General features: G+C 71.3%; 17 protein-coding genes. 7 read left to right on the top strand and 10 right to left on the bottom strand.

Annotation, left to right across the window (positions count from 1 at the left end; translation table 11 throughout):
* Positions 1 to 175: 175 nt before the first annotated feature.
* The 5 genes from uvrB to ACPCJR_RS22900 all read left to right on the top strand — a co-directional run bounded on the left by uvrB (position 176) and on the right by ACPCJR_RS22900 (position 7,476).
* Positions 176 to 2,914 carry an excinuclease ABC subunit UvrB gene (gene uvrB / locus ACPCJR_RS22920; RefSeq protein ID WP_391516202.1) on the top strand — a complete coding sequence of 913 codons (2,739 nt, stop codon included), beginning with the start codon at positions 176 to 178 and terminating at the stop codon, positions 2,912 to 2,914.
* Between the two features lie 121 nt (positions 2,915 to 3,035).
* A complete protein-coding gene (locus ACPCJR_RS22915; protein WP_391516204.1) occupies positions 3,036 to 3,377 on the top strand; it encodes a hypothetical protein in 342 nt (113 codons plus the stop codon).
* Between the two features lie 202 nt (positions 3,378 to 3,579).
* Positions 3,580 to 4,245: a YidB family protein gene (locus ACPCJR_RS22910; protein WP_391516205.1), complete on the top strand. Its 666-nt coding sequence runs from the start codon at positions 3,580 to 3,582 to the stop codon at positions 4,243 to 4,245.
* 24 nt (positions 4,246 to 4,269) lie between these two features.
* The gene (locus ACPCJR_RS22905; protein WP_391516207.1) at positions 4,270 to 5,004 is read left to right on the top strand and encodes a glutathione S-transferase; all 735 of its coding nucleotides are present in this window, start codon (positions 4,270 to 4,272) and stop codon (positions 5,002 to 5,004) included.
* 87 nt (positions 5,005 to 5,091) lie between these two features.
* Positions 5,092 to 7,476 carry a hybrid sensor histidine kinase/response regulator gene (locus ACPCJR_RS22900; protein ID WP_391516209.1) on the top strand — a complete coding sequence of 795 codons (2,385 nt, stop codon included), beginning with the start codon at positions 5,092 to 5,094 and terminating at the stop codon, positions 7,474 to 7,476.
* 149 nt (positions 7,477 to 7,625) lie between these two features.
* Here ACPCJR_RS22900 and ACPCJR_RS22895 read toward each other — a convergent pair whose 3' ends face one another.
* The 5 genes from ACPCJR_RS22895 to mutM form a co-directional block, all read right to left on the bottom strand.
* Positions 7,626 to 9,185, bottom strand: a complete 1,560-nt coding sequence (locus tag ACPCJR_RS22895) for a serine hydrolase (protein WP_391516211.1) — start codon at positions 9,183 to 9,185, stop codon at positions 7,626 to 7,628.
* A 340-nt stretch (positions 9,186 to 9,525) separates the two neighbouring features.
* Positions 9,526 to 10,434 (bottom strand): NAD(P)/FAD-dependent oxidoreductase, encoded by a 909-nt coding sequence (locus ACPCJR_RS22890; protein WP_391516213.1) that lies wholly within the window; start codon positions 10,432 to 10,434, stop codon positions 9,526 to 9,528.
* On the bottom strand, positions 10,424 to 10,888 hold the full coding sequence (locus tag ACPCJR_RS22885; protein WP_391516215.1) for an Rrf2 family transcriptional regulator: 465 nt from the start codon (positions 10,886 to 10,888) through the stop codon (positions 10,424 to 10,426). The genes ACPCJR_RS22890 and ACPCJR_RS22885 overlap by 11 nt, the downstream gene beginning before the upstream one ends.
* A 185-nt stretch (positions 10,889 to 11,073) precedes the next feature.
* Positions 11,074 to 11,295 (bottom strand): hypothetical protein, encoded by a 222-nt coding sequence (locus ACPCJR_RS22880; protein ID WP_391516217.1) that lies wholly within the window; start codon positions 11,293 to 11,295, stop codon positions 11,074 to 11,076.
* 209 nt (positions 11,296 to 11,504) lie between these two features.
* On the bottom strand, positions 11,505 to 12,404 hold the full coding sequence (mutM, locus tag ACPCJR_RS22875) for a bifunctional DNA-formamidopyrimidine glycosylase/DNA-(apurinic or apyrimidinic site) lyase (protein WP_391516219.1): 900 nt from the start codon (positions 12,402 to 12,404) through the stop codon (positions 11,505 to 11,507).
* Positions 12,405 to 12,646: 242 nt separating this feature from the next.
* Between mutM and ACPCJR_RS22870 the strand changes: the two genes are divergently transcribed.
* On the top strand, positions 12,647 to 13,771 hold the full coding sequence (locus ACPCJR_RS22870; protein ID WP_391516221.1) for a carboxylate-amine ligase: 1,125 nt from the start codon (positions 12,647 to 12,649) through the stop codon (positions 13,769 to 13,771).
* Positions 13,772 to 13,775: 4 nt separating this feature from the next.
* Here ACPCJR_RS22870 and ACPCJR_RS22865 read toward each other — a convergent pair whose 3' ends face one another.
* The 5 genes from ACPCJR_RS22865 to ACPCJR_RS22845 form a co-directional block, all read right to left on the bottom strand.
* A complete protein-coding gene (locus tag ACPCJR_RS22865) occupies positions 13,776 to 14,687 on the bottom strand; it encodes a sulfite exporter TauE/SafE family protein (protein ID WP_391516223.1) in 912 nt (303 codons plus the stop codon).
* Between the two features lie 74 nt (positions 14,688 to 14,761).
* Positions 14,762 to 16,351 (bottom strand): DUF2235 domain-containing protein, encoded by a 1,590-nt coding sequence (locus tag ACPCJR_RS22860; protein ID WP_391516225.1) that lies wholly within the window; start codon positions 16,349 to 16,351, stop codon positions 14,762 to 14,764.
* Between the two features lie 104 nt (positions 16,352 to 16,455).
* A complete protein-coding gene (der, locus tag ACPCJR_RS22855; RefSeq protein WP_391516227.1) occupies positions 16,456 to 17,796 on the bottom strand; it encodes a ribosome biogenesis GTPase Der in 1,341 nt (446 codons plus the stop codon).
* Positions 17,797 to 17,886: 90 nt separating this feature from the next.
* Positions 17,887 to 18,597: a tetratricopeptide repeat protein gene (locus tag ACPCJR_RS22850; RefSeq protein WP_391516229.1), complete on the bottom strand. Its 711-nt coding sequence runs from the start codon at positions 18,595 to 18,597 to the stop codon at positions 17,887 to 17,889.
* 108 nt (positions 18,598 to 18,705) lie between these two features.
* Positions 18,706 to 19,317, bottom strand: a complete 612-nt coding sequence (locus ACPCJR_RS22845; RefSeq protein ID WP_391516231.1) for an NnrU family protein — start codon at positions 19,315 to 19,317, stop codon at positions 18,706 to 18,708.
* A 79-nt stretch (positions 19,318 to 19,396) separates the two neighbouring features.
* On the opposite strand from ACPCJR_RS22845, the gene ACPCJR_RS22840 reads away from it, so the two are divergent.
* Positions 19,397 to 20,581, top strand: a complete 1,185-nt coding sequence (locus tag ACPCJR_RS22840) for a hypothetical protein (RefSeq protein WP_391516233.1) — start codon at positions 19,397 to 19,399, stop codon at positions 20,579 to 20,581.
* Positions 20,582 to 20,583 lie beyond the last annotated feature (2 nt).

Here is a 20,583-nt window from a genome sequence, read left to right as displayed (position 1 = left end):
CACTGCGCGTCTGACAGCATCACGCCTCCTCACCGGAAAACGAGAAAACGCCAGATCTCGCAGTCCGTTCACGCGACGACAGGCCCTAGTCCGGGCCCAAAACGGCCGCAAGCCGGGACAATCTCGGGCCGTTCGGACTCTTCCGGAGACCGCCCGACGAGCCCATATTGCCGCCATGCCCGCACCCAAGACACCGCGCGTGAGCCCGGCCAAAGCATCGGCCGAGGCGACCCCGAAGACGATTTCGAAGACGGCGGCGAAGGCCGACCGGCCCGAACTGATGCCGCTCGACGAACATCTCGCCGCGCTGCTCAACCCGGCCCTCAACCGCAACCGCCCGAAGGCGGTCGAGCCCGTACCGGAGCCGCCCCGGAAGGGACGCGGACAGAAGGGTGCGGCGAAGGCCTACAAGACAATCGCGCAGGATGGCTTCGCCGAGGCGCCGCAGGCGGGCTTCGCCATCGGGGACGCCGCCGATGTCGATCCGCGGCTGGCCCAGGCGCTCGGCCTGATCCCGCCCGATGACGGCCCGGCGCCCGAAGCCGCGCCGCAGGACGACACGCCCTCGCTCGCCACCGAGGGGGTTTCCGCCACCGTCGAGGCGCTGGAACGGCTCCTGACCGAGGGCAACCCGCTGTTCAAGAACGGCGAGGCCTGGGTGCCGCACCGTCCGGAGCGGCCGGCCAAGTCCGAGGGCGGGGTCAAGTTCACGCTGAAATCCGAGTTCACGCCCGCCGGCGATCAGCCCACCGCGATCGCCGCCCTGGTCGAGGGCGTGAAGACGGCCGAGCGCGATCAGGTGCTGCTCGGCGTCACGGGCTCCGGAAAAACCTTCACGATGGCCAAGGTCATCGAGGAGACCCAGCGCCCGGCCCTGATCCTGGCACCCAACAAGACGCTGGCCGCGCAGCTCTACGGCGAGTTCAAAAGCTTCTTTCCCGATAACGCGGTCGAGTATTTCGTCTCGTACTACGATTATTACCAGCCCGAAGCCTACGTCCCGCGCTCGGACACCTTCATCGAGAAGGAATCCTCGATCAACGAGCAGATCGACCGGATGCGCCACTCGGCCACCCGCGCCCTGTTGGAGCGGGACGACGTCATCATCGTCGCCTCGGTCTCGTGCATCTACGGTATCGGCTCGGTCGAGACCTACACGGCGATGTCGTTCACGGTGTCGCTCGGCGAGCGGATCGAGCAGCGCCAGCTCATCGCCGACCTCGTGGCGCTCCAGTACAAGCGCATCCAGTCGGACTTCGCCCGCGGCACCTTCCGGGTGCGCGGCGACGTGATCGAGCTGTGGCCGGCCCACTTGGAGGATCGCGGCTGGCGCATCGGCCTGTTCGGCGACGAGATCGAATCCATCGTCGAGTTCGATCCCCTGACCGGCAAGAAGCTCAACGAGCTGAAGTTCGTCAAAGTCTACGCGAACTCGCACTACGTCACGCCGCGCCCGACGCTGCAACAGGCGATCAAGGGCATCAAGACGGAGCTGAAGCTCCGCGTCGAGGAGCTGACCCGGATGGGCCGCCTCATCGAGGCGCAGCGACTGGAGCAGCGCTGCACCTTCGACATCGAGATGATCGAGGCGACGGGTGCCTGCAACGGCATCGAGAACTATTCGCGCTACCTCACCGGCCGCAAGCCCGGCGAGCCGCCGCCGACCCTGTTCGAGTACCTGCCCGACAACGCCCTCGTCTTCACCGACGAGAGCCACGTCACGGTTCCGCAGATCGGCGGCATGTACAAGGGCGACTTCCGGCGCAAGGCGACGCTGGCCGAGTACGGCTTCCGCCTGCCCTCCTGCCTCGACAACCGCCCCCTGCGGTTCGAGGAATGGGACGCGATGCGCCCGCAATCGGTCCACGTCTCGGCGACCCCGGCCAAGTGGGAGATGGAGCGCACGGCCGGCGTCTTCGCCGAGCAGGTGATCCGCCCCACCGGCCTCGTCGATCCGGTGATCGAGATCCGCCCGGCCCGCTCCCAGGTCGACGACCTGCTGGGCGAGGTCCGCGCCGTGGCCCAGGCGGGATACCGCACGCTGGTCACCACCCTGACCAAGCGCATGGCCGAGGATCTGACCGAGTACCTGCACGAGAACGCGGTGCGGGTGCGCTACATGCACTCCGACATCGACACCCTGGAGCGCATCGAGATCATTCGCGATTTGAGATTGGGTGCGTTCGATGTCCTCATCGGCATCAACCTCCTGCGCGAGGGCCTCGACATCCCAGAATGCGCGCTCGTCGCCATTCTCGATGCCGACAAGGAAGGCTTTCTGCGCTCCGAGACCTCGCTGATCCAGACCATCGGCCGCGCGGCCCGCAACGCGGAGGCCCGCTGCATCCTCTACGCGGACAACATCACCGGCTCGATGGAGCGGGCGATGGCCGAGACCGAGCGGCGCCGCCAGAAGCAGCTCGCCTACAACGCGGAGCACGGCATCACGCCGCAATCGGTCAAGCGCGGCATCGCCGACATTCTGGAGAGCGTCTACGAGCGCGACCACGTCCGCGTCGATACGGGGTTGGCCAAGGACGCGATCACCGTCGGCCACAATCTCAAGGCCGTGATGGCCGACCTCGAGAAGCGGATGCGCGCGGCGGCCGCCGACCTCGACTTCGAGGAGGCCGCGCGGTTGCGCGACGAGCTGAAGCGTCTCCAGGCCACGGAGCTGATGGTCTCCGACGACCCCATGGCCCGTCAGGCCGACGTGGAGCGCGAGGCCGGGCGCTACGGGCAGAAGGGCAGCCGCATCGCGAAGCCCACCCTCGACAATATGGGCCCGGGCACCGACCGCGAGCTGCCGGCCGGGGCCGTGCCCTGGCAGGAGCGGCCCAAGGCCCGCTCGACGCAGGGGCTCGGCGGCCAGAAGCCCCGCTACAAGGGCGGTGGCGGGCGCAAGCGCGGCTGAGCCGGGGGGTACGACCGCCTGCATTGCGGAACCTCGGCCGCTGGACGGGGATTGGCTCCTCAGATCCCGCTTTCCGCCCGCGCACCCGCGCGGCGGCGGCGCAGCCGACGGAGCCGAAGCCATGCGAGTCCTGTCCTCACGCCGCCGCGCCGCCGCGGGCGCCCTTCTCGGCGGGCTGATCCTGTCGGCGAGCGCGGCGCCCGCCCTCGCCCAGAGCGTGGCCAATCCCAACGACCAGCCCACCGCCGGCACCCTGCCCTCGGGGACGGACACCGTGCGGGGCAACGACCGCGCCGCCGAGCGTCCGACCGCCAACGTCTCGCCGCCGAGCGCGATCCGGTCCACGACCTCGGTGGTGGCGGACGGCAAGAGGGGGGACGGCAAGAGGATGAGCGGCAAGACCACCCGCACCAATCCGAGCGACCACCTCTCCAAGTCCTTCCGCTCGAGCCTGGAGAACTAGAAACTCGTGCCGGACATCGTATCCGGCACGATGTTCGAGCCTCTTGTTTCGCATCGTCTTTTTCCGAAAGCCGGCGGCCACCTTTCGGGACGATGCTCTCGGCCGCATCCTGTGATCCCCGGATCACGGGAGACGGAACGCATGGAAACCGTCTCGGGCCCGCGCCGCCGGGCGATCGAGCGAGAGCTGCGGGAGAACGGGCATGGGTCTGCTGGATCAGGTCATCGGCGGCGTCGTGGGACAGGTTCTGGGGGGCGGGCGCGGCGGGGCGCTGGCCTCGCCCGTGGTCAAGGCGCTGCTCATGCTGCTGCTGGCGAAGGGCGCGAGCGGCGGGCTCGGCGACATCCTCGGGCGCGGACGGGACGAGCCCGAGGGGCACCCCCTCCCCGGCCCGGGTGCGGATGACGGCGATCTCGGCGGGTTCGGCCAGGGCCGGCGCGGCGAACCGTCGGCGCGGGACGACCTGTCCGGCGGCGACTTCAGCGACCTCGCCGGCATGCTCGACGGGCCCGGCGGTGCGTCCGGCGGCCGGTCGCCGGGAGACGGCCCCTATGCCGGCCTCGACCGGGAGCCGGAGGACGGGGGCGGCCCCGTGGCGGGCGGGCTCGACGGTCTGATCCAGAGCTTCGAGCGCAGCGGGCTCGGCGACGTGATCGGCTCCTGGATCGCTCAAGGTCCCAACCGGGAGATCGCTCCGAACCGCCTCGCCGACGCCCTCGGCTCCGGCACGGTGGACGATCTCAGCCGCGAGACCGGCCTGAAGCGCGAGGATCTGCTGGCTCAGCTCGCCCAGGCCCTGCCCGGCGTGATCGACGCCCTGACGCCCCAGGGACGCGCCCCGGACCGCGCGGAACGCGGCGGCTGGTAGAGCCGGTTGCGGCAGGACGGCGCCATGGCCTACGAACTCCACTACTGGCCGATGATCCCCGGGCGCGGCGAGCTCGTGCGGCTTGCCCTCGAACAGGCCGGCGCGGATTACGTCGATGTCGCCCGCCTGCCCGAGGCGGAGGGCGGCGGCATCGAGGCCATGATGGACCGGCTGGAGGACGAGCCGCTGCGCCCGCCCTTCGCGCCGCCCTTCCTCAGGGACGGCGATCTCGTCATCGGACAAACCGCGGCGATCCTGCTCTATCTCGGGCCCCGCCTCGGCCTCGTCGGCGCGAGCGAGGCCGACCGGATCTGGACGCACCAGATCCAGCTGACGATCGCCGACATGGTGGCGGAGGCCCACGACACCCACCATCCGATCGCGGCGAGCCTCACCTACGAGGAGCAGCGGGCGGAGGCGCGGCGGCGCGCGGGCGATGTCTGCGAGAGCCGCATGCCGAAGTTCCTGGGCTGGTTCGAGCGGGTGCTCGCCCGCAACCCGGCGGGGCCGGAGCATCTGGTCGGCGCCGCGCTGAGCTACGCCGACACCTCCCTGTTCCACCTCGTCGAGGGCCTGCGCTACGCCTTCCCGAAGGCCGCCGGCCGCGCCCTGGAGCGGACGCCGCGGGTCGCCGCCCACGCGGCCCGGGTCGGGGCGCTGCCGCGGATCGCGGCCTACCGCGCCAGCGAGCGGCGCCTGCCCTTCGATGAGCAGGGCATCTTCCGGCACTATCCGGAGCTCGACCGTGCGTCATCGTAAGGTGGCGGGTGCAGCGGAAAAGCGACGGTTCGGTTAAACGGTCGCGCTTGCGCCGTCCCGTGGCGTGTTACACTCCCGACTGTGAGCATGACCGAGAGCCCGTATCGCCGCATCGAGGAGCTGGAAGCCGAGCTGGTGCGCCTGCGAGCGGGCGAAACCTCTGCCGACGCGGCTCGTGACGCTTTCCGCGCGGCGCAGGACCATCTCGCCCGGGCGCAGGACGCCGCCGGGATCGGCATGTTCACCCTCGATCTGCGCACGGGCGTGCTGCATCCGAGCCCCGCCTTCTGCCGCCTGCACGGCCTGGACGCGTGCGAGAGCCATCCCTTCGCGGTCTTCGCGCAGCGGATCGCGGCGGAGGATGCCGCGGCCCTGCCCTCGCCCGAGGAGCCGGCGGCGCAGGAGGTGATCTACCGCGTGCGCAATCGCGCCACCGGCGGGGTCCGCTGGCTCGCCCGCACCGTCGAGGTCGAGCGCGACGCCGACGGCCGGCCGGTGCGGATCGCGGGCGTGGTGCGGGACGTGACCGAGCAGCGCGCCCAGCGCACGGCCCTGGCCGAGAGCGAGCAGCACTACCGCACGCTGTTCGAGCAGATGGACGAGGGCTATTGCGTCATCGAGTTCCTCGATGGTCCCCACGGGCCGCTGAGCGACTACGTCCACGTGGAGGCCAACCGCGCCTACGCGCAGCATGCCGGCATCGACCACGTGGTCGGGCAGCGGGTGCGCGCGATGGTCGGCGACGAGGCCGACGGCTGGGTCGAACTCTACGGCGGCGTGCTGCGCACCGGCCGGCCGATCCGCTTCCAGCGCGAACTCGTCGCCACCGGCCGCTACCTCGAACTCGCCGCCTTCCGCATCGAGCCGCCCGAGCGGCGGCAGGTGGCGGTGCTGTTCCAGGACATCACCGCCCGGCGCCGCGTCGAGCACCTGCTCCATTCCAAGACCGCCGACTTGGAGGCGGAGGTGGTGGCGCAGCGGCGCGACCGCGACCGGGTCTGGACGCTTTCGCCGGTCCTCAAGGTCGTGGCCCTGCCCGACGGACGGATCGAGGCCGTGAACCCCTCGTGGAGCCGGGCTCTGGGCTGGTCGCCGGAGGAGACGGTCGGACGGTTCGTCCCCGAATTCTTCGCTCCCGAGGAGCGCGAGACGGCAGGCCGCACGCTGGAGCGGCTCGTGGCGGGCGCTTCGGCCGATCTCGAACTGAGCTGCCTGACCAAGGAGGGCGGCGCCCGCCGGGTGCTCTGGACCTTCGTGCCCGCCGACGGCCTGCTCTACGGCTTCGGCCGCGACATCACCGAGCAGCGGCTGGCCGAGGATGCCCTGCGCCAGTCGCAGAAGCTGGAGGCGGTGGGCCAGCTCACCGGGGGCGTGGCCCACGACTTCAACAACCTGCTCACCATCATCCGCTCCTCGGTGGAGTTCCTGCGCCGGCCGGACCTCGCCCCGGAGCGCAAGGGCCGCTACCTCGACGCGGTTTCCGACACCGTGGACCGGGCGGCCAAGCTCACCGGCCAGCTCCTCGCCTTCGCCCGGCGCCAGGCGCTCAAGCCCGAGACCTTCGACGTGTGCGAGCGGCTGCGCAGCATCTGCGAGATGCTCGATTCCGTGACCGGCGCCCGCATCCGCGTCGTGACCGACCTGCCCGGCGAGCCCTGCTACGTCCGGGCCGATGCGAGCCAGTTCGAGACCGCGCTCGTCAACATGGCCGTCAACGCCCGCGATGCCATGGACGGCGAGGGGCGCCTCACCCTGCATCTCGACGGCGGCGCGCCGATGCCGCCGATCCGCGGCCATGCCGGGGCGCGAGGCCCCTTCGTCGCGGTCTCGGTCTCCGATACCGGCACCGGCATCGCCGCGGCGGATCTCGGGCGCATCTTCGAGCCGTTCTTCACCACGAAGGAGGTGGGCAAGGGCACGGGGCTCGGCCTCTCGCAGGTGATCGGTTTTGCCAAGCAGTCGGGCGGGGACGTGGACGTGCGGAGCCGCGCGGGCGAGGGCACGCGCTTCACCCTCTTCCTGCCCCAGGTCGCCGCGCCCGCGCAGGCCCCCGCCCTCGCCGAACCGAGGCCGGAGACGGGCGAGACGGTGCGCCTCGCGATCCTCGTGGTCGAGGACAACCTCGAAGTCGGCCGCTTCTGCACGCAGATCCTGGAGGAACTCGGCCACCGCCCGGTCTGGGCCGAGAACGCCGAGGCCGCCCTGGCGGTGCTGGAACGCGCCGACGCCGCTTTCGACGCCGTCTTCTCCGACGTGGTGATGCCCGGCATGGGCGGTATCGCCCTGGCCCGCCTCCTGCGCGAGCGCTATCCGACCCTGCCGGTGGTGCTCACCTCCGGCTACAGCCACGTTCTGGCCCAGGACGACGCCCACGGCTTCGAATTGCTGCGCAAGCCCTACTCGGCGGCGGAGCTGGCGCGGGTGCTGCAGGAGACGGCGGGGCGGCGGGCGAAGCGCGAGACGATGGTCTAGCCTCTTGTTTCGCATCGTCTTTTCCGAAAGCCGGCGGCCACCTTTCGGAACGATGCTCTAGCGGCGCAAGCCCGACGCTCGGCAGCCCGTCCCGAGGGACCGCCCCGAGGAGGGAGCCCGGCCGCCGGCTCGGCCCCGCGCAGAAGCGCTCACTCGCCCGGCCGATCGAGCGTGCCGAGACCGTTCGCATTCAGCGCATCCACCGTCACGGCGGTGGCCTTCCCGCCGCTTCCGACGGCGAAGCGGATCGCGGACGGATTGTCGGGGGCCTCCGCATCCGGGAAGCAGAGGAAGACATCGCGATCGAAGTGCCGCAACGGATAGGTCCGCGCGCCGCCGGGCCCGAGCGTCAGGGTCAGGCGGCCGTCGAATTCCGCCACCTCGGCGTCGCCGACATACGCGTTGGCGTAACGGCCCGCATAGGCCGACAGGGGCAGCGCGGCCGACGCATTCGCGGGAGGCCGCTCGTAGACGGCACGGTTCGCCGCCACGCTCGGCGCGAACATGCTCGTGTAGGCCGTGCCCCATTCCTTCAGCCAGTCCTTGCGGATCCGGCCATCGAAGACGAGGTCCGCGAAGCTGTCGGCAAGGCCTTCCGGGACGCCCGAGGGGAAAGCGTTCGTCAGCAAGACGAGGCCGAGCTTCGCCTCCGGATGGATCGAGACGAGGGTCTGCGCGCCGACGCTGAAGGCGCCGGCGTGGCCCCAGACGAGACCGTGGCGGCCGTACTCGACATTCCAGCCCAGGCCGTAGAACGAGGCGCCCCCGGTCACGGGATTGGTGCCGCGTGCCGTGAGCGGCGCATGCGTCTGCGCGAGCGCCGCCTCGGAAACGAGTTGCCTGCGCTCGAAACGACCCTTGCCGATCTCGAGCCGCATCCAGCGGGCGAGATCGCGGATGGTGGAGCTGACGCCGCCGGCCGGGGCCTGCGCGTCGGGATTCCGTCCGACCCCGGCGGTCCACGCGCCATCGAGGCTGACATGAAGCGCCGCACGATCGACGCGCATCAGGAAACCGTCATGCGTCGTGCTCGTGGACGTCATGCCCAGAGGATCGAAGAGCTTTTCGCGCGCCACGGCGTCCCAGGACCGGCCGGTTGGCCGCGCGGCGGCGACGGCGCCCTCCGTGAAGCCGAAATTGCTGTAGGCGTAGCCCGCCCGGAAGCTGGAGGACGGTCGCACGAGGCGCAGCCTGCGAAGGATCTCGTCACGATCGTAGCCGATATCTTCCAGGTCATCTCCGGCCCGCCCCGGCAAGCCGCTGCGATGATTGAGAAAGTCCCGCACAGTGACCTGCGAGGTCGGGTAGGGCTCGTGAAGCTGAAAGGTGGGATCGAGATCGGCGACGCGGGAATCCCAGTCGACGACACCCTCGCTCACGAGAGCCGCCACGACGGTCGAGGTCACGGGCTTGGACAAGGACGCGATCTGGAAGACCGTATCCGGCCCGACCCGGTCGGGCTTCCCGACCTCCCTGAGACCGAAGCCTTTCAGGAAGAGCGTCTCGTCGCCGTAGACCACCGCAATCGCGAGGCCGGGGACGTCGCCCGCGTCGATGGCTTGTTGCGCCAGCGCGTCGAGGGCCGGCAGCTTCGCCTCGACCTGCGCGCGGGTGAGGCTCTGGCCGAAGGCGCTTCCCTGGCCGCCCCAGACGACGCCGAGCATCAGGCAGGCCTGTGCGACGAGCCGACGCGATCGAAGCCGCTGCATCTGATCTTCGATCCCATCGAGGAAGGACCGGGTGAAGAGAATCGCACCGCGTCCGCAACCGAGCCTATCGCCGCGCTACCCGGTGGCAACCCGAAACTAATCGACGGGATAGGGGACAATCACCCTGATCTACGGTCATCTCGATGGATGAGCACCGATCGCCCGTCGGGGGCGGGCCGGTACGGATCCTCTTCAGACGAAGACAAGAACGGGGCGGCGGATATCCATGATGGGGAGCCGGCACGCAGACCCTGGTCGCGCCTCGGCGCGATCGGGTCGGGAAGGCTCACCCGGCAACAGGGTCCAAGGGCAGGATCGTTTCCGATCGGCCCTGTCCCCCTCACGCCGCCAGGCGCGGAAACACCAGCGACTGGTGCAGCGAGACCCCGGCCGTGACGCCGTCGGCCGAGGCCCAGGCCACGCTGTGCGGGGAGCGGGCTATATCGCCCGCGGCGTAGACGCCCGGGACCGTGGTCTCCTTCGCGGCGTCGGTGCGGATCACCGGCCCGTGCAGCCCCTCGTCCACCGCGCAGCCGAGGCCTTCGGCGATCGGGCTGTTCAGGCGGTGGCGGGGGCCGACGAACAGCGCGTCCAGGGCGAGGCTGCGGCCGTCGGCCATGAGCGCGGCGGCCAGGGCCGGGCCGTCGCCCGCGAGTGCCCGGACGGGACCGGGCTCGATCCCGACGCCGCGGGCCGCGAGGCGCGCGCAAGCGTCCGCCTCGGGCATCGGATTTCCGTCGAGGAAGAGCGTGGTCGGTCCCCATTCGGCGACCAGCGCCGCCTGATGCAGCGAGATCGGGGCGGCGTACAGCACGCCGAGACGGCGGCCGGCGAACTCGAAGCCGTGGCAATAGGGACAGTGCAGCACGCTCGTGCCCCAGCGCTCCGCCAGCCCGGGCAGTTCGGGCAGGATGTCCGCGATGCCGAAGGCCAGGACGAGCTTGGCTGCCGTGAGGTGTTCCCCGCTCGCGAGCGTGACGCGGAAGCCGTCGCCCTGCACCTGCGCCGCGCTCGCCGCGCCCGTGACGAGGCTGGCGTTCGGATAGGCCGCGAGCTGCGCGCGGGCCGTTGCGATCATCGCGAGCGGGTTCTGCCCATCCTGCGCGAAGAAGCCGTGCGAGGCCGCCGCGAAGCGGTTGCGCGGGGCGCCGGCATCGACCACGCAGACCCTGCGGCGGGCGCGGGCGACGTAGAGCGCCGCCGACAGGCCGGCGAAGCTGCCGCCGAGGATCACCGCATCATAGCGCATGGGTCGTCTCCGGGTTGACCGCGCCGCCGCGCGCGGCGAGGCGGGCATGGAAGTCGGCGCTGAGGGCGGCCAGCGTGATGCGGCCGAACTGGGCCATCAGCAGCGCCTCGGCCTCGCGGAAGGTCTCGTCCATCGCCGCGTTGACCGCCTGCTCGACGAGGCAGCCGGGCGCCTCCGTGCGGTGGCCCATGGCGAAGACCTCGGGGGCGCCGAGCGCCTGATAGATGTCGCGCAGGGTCACGGTTCGAAGGTCGCAGGCGATCCGCCAGCCGCCGCCATGCCCCTTCTCCGAGCAGACGTAGCCCCTGTCGCGTAGGCCGGCCATGATGCGGCGAACGACGACCGGATTGGTCCCCATCACGCCCGCGAGGCGTTCGGAGGTCACCGGCCCCTCCATCTCGGCCATGTGCAGGAGGACGTGGAGGACGCCCGAAAGCTTGCTGTCGCGTCTCATGTAACTTCTCATGTTTCATGAGACGCGGCCTGTCAAGCGCGCCGCTTCAGCCGTCGCGACCGGTGGAACGGCTGAGCCGGACCTTCGGAGGCGTGTCATCCGCAACGAAAAAGGCCCGCCGGAGGGGCGGGCCTTCCTCGGCGCGTCGCCCGGCTTTTCGCCGGACGCGCCCGTCTCCGAAACGGTTACTGGCCGGCGGGCTTGTTGGCCGGGGCCGTGGCGGGCGGATTGGTGGGGGCCGTCGTCGCGCCGCCGGCCGGCGGGGTCGCGGGCGGCGAGGCGGGCGCGGTGGTCGTGTTGCTGGCCGGCGGCGTGGTCGTGCCGGTGGTGTCCTTCTTCTCGTCCTTGCAGGCGGCGAGGCCGAGCGCGAGCAGGCCGAGGACCGGGAGGAGCTTCATGGCACGCATGGGTGTTTCTCCGTATCGTTGTGCCTCCGGCGTGCCGCCGATGGGGTGGCGCAACCGGAGATCGAGAACGGGCTTTGCCGTCTGTGGCAAAGCTGAAACACAAAGCCGTGCGGAACCGTTCCGGCCGTCAGCGCCCGCGTGCCCAGGAAACGGGCAGCAGCGGGCCGATTTCGCGAAAATATCAGCGGGATGAAAACGCTGCGGCGGTTTCAGCGGGCAGGCAGCACCTGGCAGGTTTCGCAGAAGAAGGTCGAGCGGCCGCCCTGCACGATCCGTCCGACGCGCCCCGTGCAACCCCGCGTCGGGCAGGCATGGCCGACGCGGTCGTAGACGCGAAAGCCGTGCTGGAAGGCGCCCCGCTCCCCGTCCGGCCGGGCATAGTCGCGCAGGGTCGAGCCCCCGGCCGCCACCGCCTCGGTGAGCACCGCCTTGATCTCGCCGACGAGCTTCTTCGCCTTGGGCGTCGGGGCGCCGTCGGGTTTCGCCAGCGCGCCCGCGGCAAGCGCCGGGTGGAGGCCCGCCCGGTGCAGGGCCTCGCAGACGTAGATGTTGCCCAAGCCCGCGATCAGGCGCTGGTCGAGCAGGGCGGCCTTCAGCGGCGTGATCTTCTTCGCGAACAGGCGCGCGAGCCGGGCCGCGTCGAGCGCGTCCGAGAGCGGTTCGACGCCCATCCCGGCGAAGTGGCGGCAGGTCTCGAGCCCGTCGGTGGCCACGAGGTCCATGAAGCCGAAGCGGCGCACGTCGTTGTAGGTGACGCTCGCCCCGTTGTTGAGCGCCATCACCACGTGGTCGTGCTTGGGGCTGCCCAGCGCCCCCTCGAGGTAGAAGTCCCCGGGCGAGAGGTTCGAGCCGTCGGGCAGGCGCACGTCGAAGCGCCCGCTCATGCCCAGATGCAGGATCAGGCTCTCGCCGGAATCGAGCGAGGCCGTGAGGTATTTCGCCCGCCGCGCGAGGTCGAGCACGGTCGTGCCCTCCAGCCGCTCGGCGAAGCGCTCGGGGAAGGGGAAGCGCAAGTTCGGCCGGCGCAGGGTCACGCGGGCGAAGCGCGCGCCGACCATCGCGGGGGCAAGGCCCCGGCGCACGGTCTCGACTTCGGGCAGCTCGGGCATGGTGGCTTGTGTCGAAGCATCTCGCGGGATCGGACGTTCTGTAGCCCCCTCCCCGGCCCCCGCGCGAGCCCCGGCGGGTGTCGCCCGGCCGCCACGGTGTCGCGGGCCGGGCCGCGCGGCGGAACCCCGGGGCGGGCAAACGGCTTGCTCACTGCCAAGTCCTTTTCAAGTCTTTTCGCGCAAACCGGTTCTTCGCGGCCGCCGGTCCGGCGGCGCGTCAGCGTTTTCGGAGACGCAAGGGAATGAGTGCCCATTCGTACCGGTTCGGAATCGAGGAGGAGTACTTCCTCGCCGATGCCGAGACCCGCGGCACGCCGCGCCGCTCCGTGGCGCCGTTCCATCAGGCGGCCGGCGAGCGCCTGCCCGAGATCGGGCGCGAACTGCTCCAGTGCCAGGTCGAGGTCTGCACCCCGCCCTCCGAGACGTTTCCCGAAGCCCACGCCTCGCTCCTGCGCCAGCGGCGCGCGCTCGCCGAACTGGCGCAGGAACACGGGCTCCTCGTCTTCGCGGCGGGCACCCACCCCATCGCCGAATGGGCGCGGCAATTGCCGACCAAGGGCGACCGCTATCGCGGCATCCTGCGCGATGTCGGGCTTGCCGGGCGGCGCAGCCTGATCTGCGGCATGCATGTCCACGTGGAGGTGGCCGATCCCGGCGGGCGCGTCGCGCTGATGGACCGGCTGCTGCCGTTCCAGCCGCTGCTCCTCGCGCTGACCGCCTCCTCGCCCTTCTGGCAGGGCAAGCCCACGGGCCTGTCCGCCTACCGCCTCAGCGCCTTCGGCGAACTGCCCCGCACCGGCCTGCCGGACCTGATGGGCGACACGGCGGCCTACGAGCGCTACGTGCGCATCATGACCAATGCCGGCTCGATCCAGGATGCGAGCTTCCTGTGGTGGAGCCTGCGCCCCTCCGCGAAGTTCCCGACGCTCGAACTGCGCATCGCCGATTCCTGCACCCGGCTCGCCGATGCCATCGTGATCGCCGCCTTGTTCCGCTGCCTCGTGCGGCTGGTGGAGCGCCGGCCCGACATCCATGCGGGGCTCACCGGCGTCTCCCGGGCGATCGCCGCGGAGAACCTGTGGCGAGCCCAGCGCAGCGGCGTGGAGGCGGAACTGATCGACGAGACCGCCGAGCAGGCCTTCCCCTTCCCCGAGGCGCTCGACACCCTGCTCTCGCTGATCGCCGAGGATGCGGAGGCGCTCGGCTGCACGGCCGAGGTGGACGATGCCCGCCGGATCGTGCGGGAGGGCACCAGCGCCGACCGGCAGATCGCGGCCTTCGAGCAAGCCCGCGGCGGCGACACCAGCAACCGTCAGGCCCTCGACGCGGTGGTGGATTGGCTCGCCGAGACGACTCGGGCGGGCTGACGCCTCAGCCGAACAGCCCGGCGAGGTTGACGAGGCTCAGGCCCGCGATCAGCAGCCCCACGACGACCATCAGCGCCCGCGCCGGGATCACCCGCACGAGCAGGGCGGCGATGGGCGCCGCGAACAACCCGCCGAGAACGAGGCCGGCGATGGTGGTCCAGTGGGTCAGGCCGCCGAGCAGGGTGAAGGACAGCCCGCTCGCCAGCGCCACGAAGAACTCCGCCGCGTTGACCGAGCCGATGGAGGTACGCGGATCCTGCCCGCCGCCGACCAGGGTGGTCGTCACCACCGGCCCCCACCCGCCCCCGCCGACGGCATCGACGAAGCCGCCGCCGAGCGCCAGCGGCACCACCGCCCGGGGCGGTTCGCGCCGGACCTTCAGGGTGCGGAACGCCTTCGAGAGCACGTAGAGCCCCATCAAGAGCAGGTAGACCGCGACGAAGGGCTTGATCGTGTCGCCGTCGATCGAGGTCAGCAGCGTCGCGCCCGCCACCGCGCCGATCACGCCGGGGATCAGCAGGCGCCGGAACAGCGCGCCGTCCACGTTGCCGAGGCGCCAGTGCGACAGGCCGGAAAAGGCGGTGGTGAAGATCTCCGCCACGTGGACCGAAGCCGAGGCGGCGGCCGGCGGCACGCCGGTCGAGAGCAGGAAGGTCGTGGAGGTGATGCCGTAGGCCATGCCCAGCGCCCCATCGACGGTCTGCGCGGCAAGGCCGACCGCGACGGCGGTCCAGAAGCCGCGGCTCGACAGGCCTTCGGCCACGGCGTGGGGCGCTCCCTCGCCGCCCAGGACGCGCAGGAGCAGCGGCGCCGTGGCGATGACGATCAGGGCCAGGGCGGCGAGCGCCGCGAGGATGATCGCGCGCGGCGGGCCGAACTTCGTCGGCCGCGCGGCGGCGGAGGGCGTGTCGGCCATCGGAGGCGGTCCGTGCGGATGCGAGCCGAGCGCGGAGCCTGCCGGGACGAGGCGAGGCTTCGCGCTTCCGAGGATCAACGCGGCCCGTGGCCGAAATCTCCATCGCCCCCGTTCGTCGGGCTGTCCGTCCCCGTTCCGGCGGGATCGGTGTCGGCGGATGGGCAGATGGGATCGATCCGCGACAGGCCGGGCTGCGGACGGCCGCGCAAGGTCAGCCCCAGCGCCGCCGGGTCGTCGGGCAGGAGCCTGAGCACGGCGAGGCCGCACGGGTCGCCCTCCGACGTGCTGCGGGGAATGCGCTCCCCGTTCCAGTCGACCACGCAGAGTTCGGGCTCGGAGACGGCGCCATCTGGCAGCGTGCGGGCGAACGGCTCCCAACGCCCCCGGATGGCCGGACTGGCCGCGCCGTAGGTCGCGGCGATGGCGGGCAGGGCCGCGACGAGGTTGCGCGGCCGATAGGGCACGGGCCGTCCCTCGCCCTCGAAGACGACGCCCTGGGATCGGTGGAGCAGTTCGAGCGCGCCGATATGGACCGCCTCGTTGATCGGTTCGGCGTGCGGCATCGCGCCGACGGCCCGGGTGCCCTTCTCCGCGAGCGGCGGAATCTGGTTGATGCAGCGCGCGGCCCGGCGGTGGCGCGTGATGCGGAGCCAGGGCCGATGGATCGTCGCCGCGGCCGCTGCCGATAGATCGATCCGGAGCGGCCTGCGCCCCCTGTCCTCGAAATCCGCGAAGTGGAGGCCCGGCGTCAGCGCCTTCACCCGGGCGATCATCCAGGCCAGGGCGAGTTCCTCGCGCCCCTGCCGGACGGGCCCCTCGCGGGTCCAGTCGGCATAGCCGCCGCCGATATCGGCGTGGGCGCCGGGAAACCAGACCTGCTCGATCACGGCCCCGACATGGCGCTTGAACTTCGGCTTCTGCCAGAGGGCGGCCTCGAAGGAGCGGCGGCGCTCGTCGATGGCCACGGCGTGCAGGCTGACATCGACGATGGAGGAGAGTTCGGTGTTGTGGAAGGCGTACGTCTCCGCATTCGCCGCGCGGAAGCCGTCGAGCGGCACGCCCAGGGCGCCGACGGTGTCGAACACGCCGAGGCAGGCGACCCGGAGGGCTTTGCGGTCGAACACGTGCGGTTCGAGGGCGAACCACTCGGCGCAGTAGCGGTCCTGCGGCTTGCGGCGGTAGTGGCGCCACGCACGGCGCTCGGTCTCCGGCGTGCAGGAGCGCGGCTTCAGCAGCCCGACCGCGGACAGGAAGCCCACGAGCGTGCGCGCGGTGAAGGCGCCGCGCGAGAAGCCGAAGACGTAGATTTCGTCGCCCTCGGCGTAGTGTTCGCTGAGGAAGCGGTAGGCCTGCCGGATGTTCCGGTCGAGACCTTTGCCGAACGCGCCGCCCTTGAGGGGGTCGAGCCACGCGCCCGTTCCGACGCCGCGATCGTAAAAGACCACGTACTCGATGAAACGGCCGTTCTCTTCGATGATCGAGCCGGTCGCCCGCGAGCCGCCTGCATTGTCGGATTGCGGGGGATTCTTCGCCAGCGCCTCGTCGACGCCGATCTTCAGGATCTCGCGCATCCGCACGATGTTGGTCGGCGGATGCGCATCGTCGTCCTTGTTCCAGGTTCCGTCCAGGAACAGCACGAGGCGGCGGTGCGGTCTCGACGTCATGGCGGCCGATCTTCGACGCAGACCGTCGATGATTGCTGCGCGCAGCCTGACGTTGCAAGCGGAAAGCGAAGCGCCGGTTCCGCCAGCCCCGGTTGGGAGACCGATCAGCCCTTGTCGAACGGGTTCTTCGTCGTGCGAAGCGAGAGCCGGATCGGCGAGCCGGGCAGTTCGAAGGCCTCGCGCAGGCCGTTGACGAGGTAGCGGGTGTAGGATTTCGGCAGGGCGTCGAGCTGGTTGCCGAACAGGGCGAAGTGCGGCGGGCGGCTCTTCACCTGGGTGGCGTAGCGGATCTTGATGCGCCTCCCCGAGACGGCCGGGGGCGGATTGCGCTGCGTCGCGTCGGTGAGCCACGCGTTGATGCGCGCCGTCGAGACGCGCCGGCTCCACACCTCGGAGGCATCGACCACCGCCTGCATCAGCCGGTCGATGCCGTCGCCGGCCAAGCCCGAGAGCGGCACCACCGAGACGCCGCGCACCTGCGGCAGCAGGCGGGTGCAGTCTTCCCTGAGGGTCTTGAGCAGGCCCGGCTGGTCGGCCACGAGGTCCCACTTGTTGAGGCCGATCACCAGGGCGCGGCCCTCGCTCTCGACGAGATCGACGATGGTGAGATCCTGCTTCTCGAAGGGGATCGTCGCGTCGAGGAGCACGACCACGACCTCGGCGAAGCGCACGGCGCGCAGGCCGTCGGAGACCGCGAGCTTCTCCAGCTTGTCGTCGATGCGTGCCCGGCGGCGCATGCCGGCGGTGTCGTGGAGCTTGATCCGGCGCCCGCGCCACTCCCAGTCGAGGGAGATCGAATCGCGGGTGATGCCGGCCTCGGGGCCGACGAGGAGCCGGTCCTCGCCGATCATCCGGTTGATGAGGGTGGACTTGCCCGCGTTCGGGCGGCCGACGATGGCGACGCGCAGGCCCTTGCCGCCCTCCTCGTCCGCGTCCTCCTCGTCGGGCTCGGGCAGAACCTCGCGCAAGGCATCCTGCAGCGAGCCCAGGCCCTCGCCGTGCTCGGCGGAGAAGGGAATCGGGTCGCCCAGGCCCAGCGAGAAGGCCTCGTAGGCGCCGGACATGCCGGCGCCGCCCTCCGCCTTGTTGGCGATGAGGATGACGGGGCAGCCGGAGCGGCGCACCAGTTCGGCGAAGGGCCGGTCGGCCGGCAGCACGCCGGCCCGGGCGTCGATGACGAAGAGCACCGCGTCGGCTTCGAGGATCGCGGCCTCGGTCTGGGCCCGCATGCGGCCGAGAAGCGAGTCGGCGTCCGCTTCCTCGAGGCCGGCGGTGTCGATGACGCGGAAGGCGACGTCGCCGATGAAGCCCTCGCCCTCGCGGCGGTCGCGGGTCACGCCGGGGCGGTCGTCCACGAGGGCGAGCTTGCGCCCGACCAGCCGGTTGAAGAGCGTCGACTTGCCGACATTCGGGCGTCCGACGATCGCGACGGTCGGCAGATCCATGGGAAACAACAGTCTCGTCGGGCACGCGGGCTGACAGGCCCGCGGCGCAGTGTTCGGTGTGTCGAAGCGTACGCCGTTCGGCCTGCGCCGTCAGCGGGTGATCGGCGGCGGGGCGGCGTTCTCGGGCTTGGCCTCGGTCACGGTGACCGGGCCGCCGGCCACGAGGGCCTGATAGATCTCGACGCGCTGGCGCAGGCCCTGGGGCGTCTCGCCATCGGCGGCGATCTGATCGAACCAGCGGCCGGCGCCCTCGATGTCGCCGCGCTTGAGCGCGGTGAGGCCGAGCATCTCGCGGGCGGTGTGGCGGAAGGCGTTGGCCGGCGCGGCGAGCCCCTGCAGGCTCGTCAGCGCGCCGGCCGGGTCGGGTCCGTCGAGGCGCAGCAGCGCGGCGCGCAGGCGGGCGAGGTCGCGCAGGGTGTCGCCGATGCCGGAATCGGCGGCGAGCGTGTCGTAGGCCTGTGCGCCGGCGCTCGCATCGCGCTTGCCCGTCTCGGCGGCGAGGCGGAAGCGGGCGAGCAGGGCGTAGCCGCCCGGACCCTCGGCCTGGATCGCCGCGAAGTCGCGGTCCGCCTCCTCCCCCTTGCCGTCCTTGGCCAGCCGGCTTGCCTTGTCGAAGCGCTCGGAGGCGAGTTCGGCGCGGGCGCGCTCGGCATGGCGCCAATAATTGTAGCCGCCCACGGCGGCGACGAGCAGGATCGCGGCAGTGATGATGAGCGCGTTGTAGCGCTTCCAGATCCGGGCGACCTGGTCGCGGCGGTAATCCTCGTCGACCTCGCGGATGAACTCGTTGTTCTCGGCCATCACCAATCCGGGCGCCCCTCGCGGAAAGCGCGCTCGCCTCGCCTGTCGTCTCTCGCGAGGGCGCCTAGCACAGCGCCCCCGCTTTGGCGACTACGCGCGCTTTCGCCCTCACGCCTGTCCCGGCCAGGCGGCGACGCCGATGAGGAGCGGGTGCAGGTACTTGCCGAACACGAACCACGCCACGACGCCGACCACCACGGCGATGGCGTCGTTGCGCCAGCCCGCCGGGGCGGCCTGCCCGCCGTGCTGCTGCGCTACCTGCCCCGCCGTCAGCGTCCGGCTCCGGCGCTTGGCGCTGATGCGCGCGGCCACGGCCCAGGCGAGGAACGAGCCGAACAGCAGGATCGAACCGAGATCGCCGTTGGCCAGGAGGTGGGCGGTGGCCCAGATCTTCACGGCCAGCAGCATCGGGTGCTTGAGCCTCGTGCGGATTTGCCCGGGGAGGTACGTCGCGGCCAGGCTGATGAAGGCGAAGAGCGTCAGCAGCACCGCCAGATGCCGGGTCCAGAGCGGCGGCGACCAGACCGGGATCATGCCCTCCTGCCGGTAGAGCCCGTAGCCGTAGACCGTCAGGGCGAGGCCCAGGGCCGAGAGCAGCGTGTAGCCGAGCTTGAACCGCCCCTCGCCGTAGCGGTCGATCACCGCGGCGCGCGGCCCGCGGGCCATGGAGAAGGCGTGCGTGCCGAGGAACAGCACGAGGCCGAGGATCAGAACGAGCATGGGGCAGCCTGTGGACGGCGCTCGCTCCGGCGGATGCGGACAAGCTCCCTGTAACGGTTCAAAACGCAATCCTTAGGCGATGTCCAGACTGCTCCGCCCTCTCGCCGCCCTGCTCGCGGCCGCCTGCGGCCTCGCGCCGCCGACCGGCGCGGCCTCCGAGCCGCCGCTCTCCGCGCTGACCCTGACGGGGCCGGAGCGCACGCTCTTCTCCGCGACCCGGGACGCCTGCGACGGGGCCGACGTGCCCGACGCGCCCGCCCGCGCCTTCCGCGACGCCTCGGGCGCCATCGCCCTCTACGGGCTGCACTACCGCAACCGGGCCCTGCGCGGGCCCGACCTCGACCGCCTCACGATCGATTGCCGCGTGGTGCTCGATTCCGGCGAGAAGCCCGACCCGGCCCTCTACGACGACCGTTCCTGGATCACCGCCACCTGGACCGAGGACGGGCGAAGCGTCGCCGCGCTGCTGCACCACGAGTATCAAGCGAACGAGCATCCCGGCCGCTGCCGCTCCAAGGTCTACATGGAGTGCTGGTACAACACGGTGACCGCGGCCTTCTCCCGCGACGGGGGCGCGAGCTTTTCCCGCGCGGCGCCGCCGGCCGTGGTGGCGGGCGCGCCCTTCCGCCAGGAGGAGGGCCAGGGCCGCCACCGGGGCTTCTTCAACCCCTCCAACATCGTCGCGGAGGGGCGCTGGCGCTACTTCTTCGCCTCGACCACGGGCTGGGACCGGCCCGGCAGCGACCAGCATGCGGGCGTCTGCCTGTTCCGCACCGACCGCCCGGAGGACCCGGCGAGCTGGCGCGCCTGGACCGGCACCGGCTTCACCGCCGCCTTTCCCGATCCCTACCGCAAGACGTTCAAGCTCGCGGACACCTGCAAGCCGGTCGAGCCCTTTCCCGCGCCGGTCGGAGCGGTGGTGCGCCATCGCGGCACGGGCGCCTGGATCGCGGTGTTCATGGCCTCGGCCGGCGGACGCTTCCCGGAATCCGGCTTCTACTGGAGCTCGTCGCGCGACCTCGTGACCTGGGACGCGCCGCGGCTGCTTCTGGCGGGCACGACGCTCTACGACGATCCCTGCAAGGCCAAGGGCCGGCTCATCGCCTACCCCTCCCTGCTCGATCCGCAGGCGGAAGGGCGCAACTTCGACGACGTGGGTGCGGGCGCGCTCCTCACCTACGCGACCCTGCGCACGGAGGGCTGCACCATCACCTCCGACCGCGATCTCGTACGCCGGCCGGTGGCGATCAAGGTCTGGCCCTGAGG

Source organism: Methylobacterium sp. NPDC097929, assembly GCF_049543375.1.
GTDB lineage: Bacteria > Pseudomonadota > Alphaproteobacteria > Rhizobiales > Beijerinckiaceae > Methylobacterium.
This window is presented reverse-complemented; position numbering and strand designations above follow the sequence as displayed.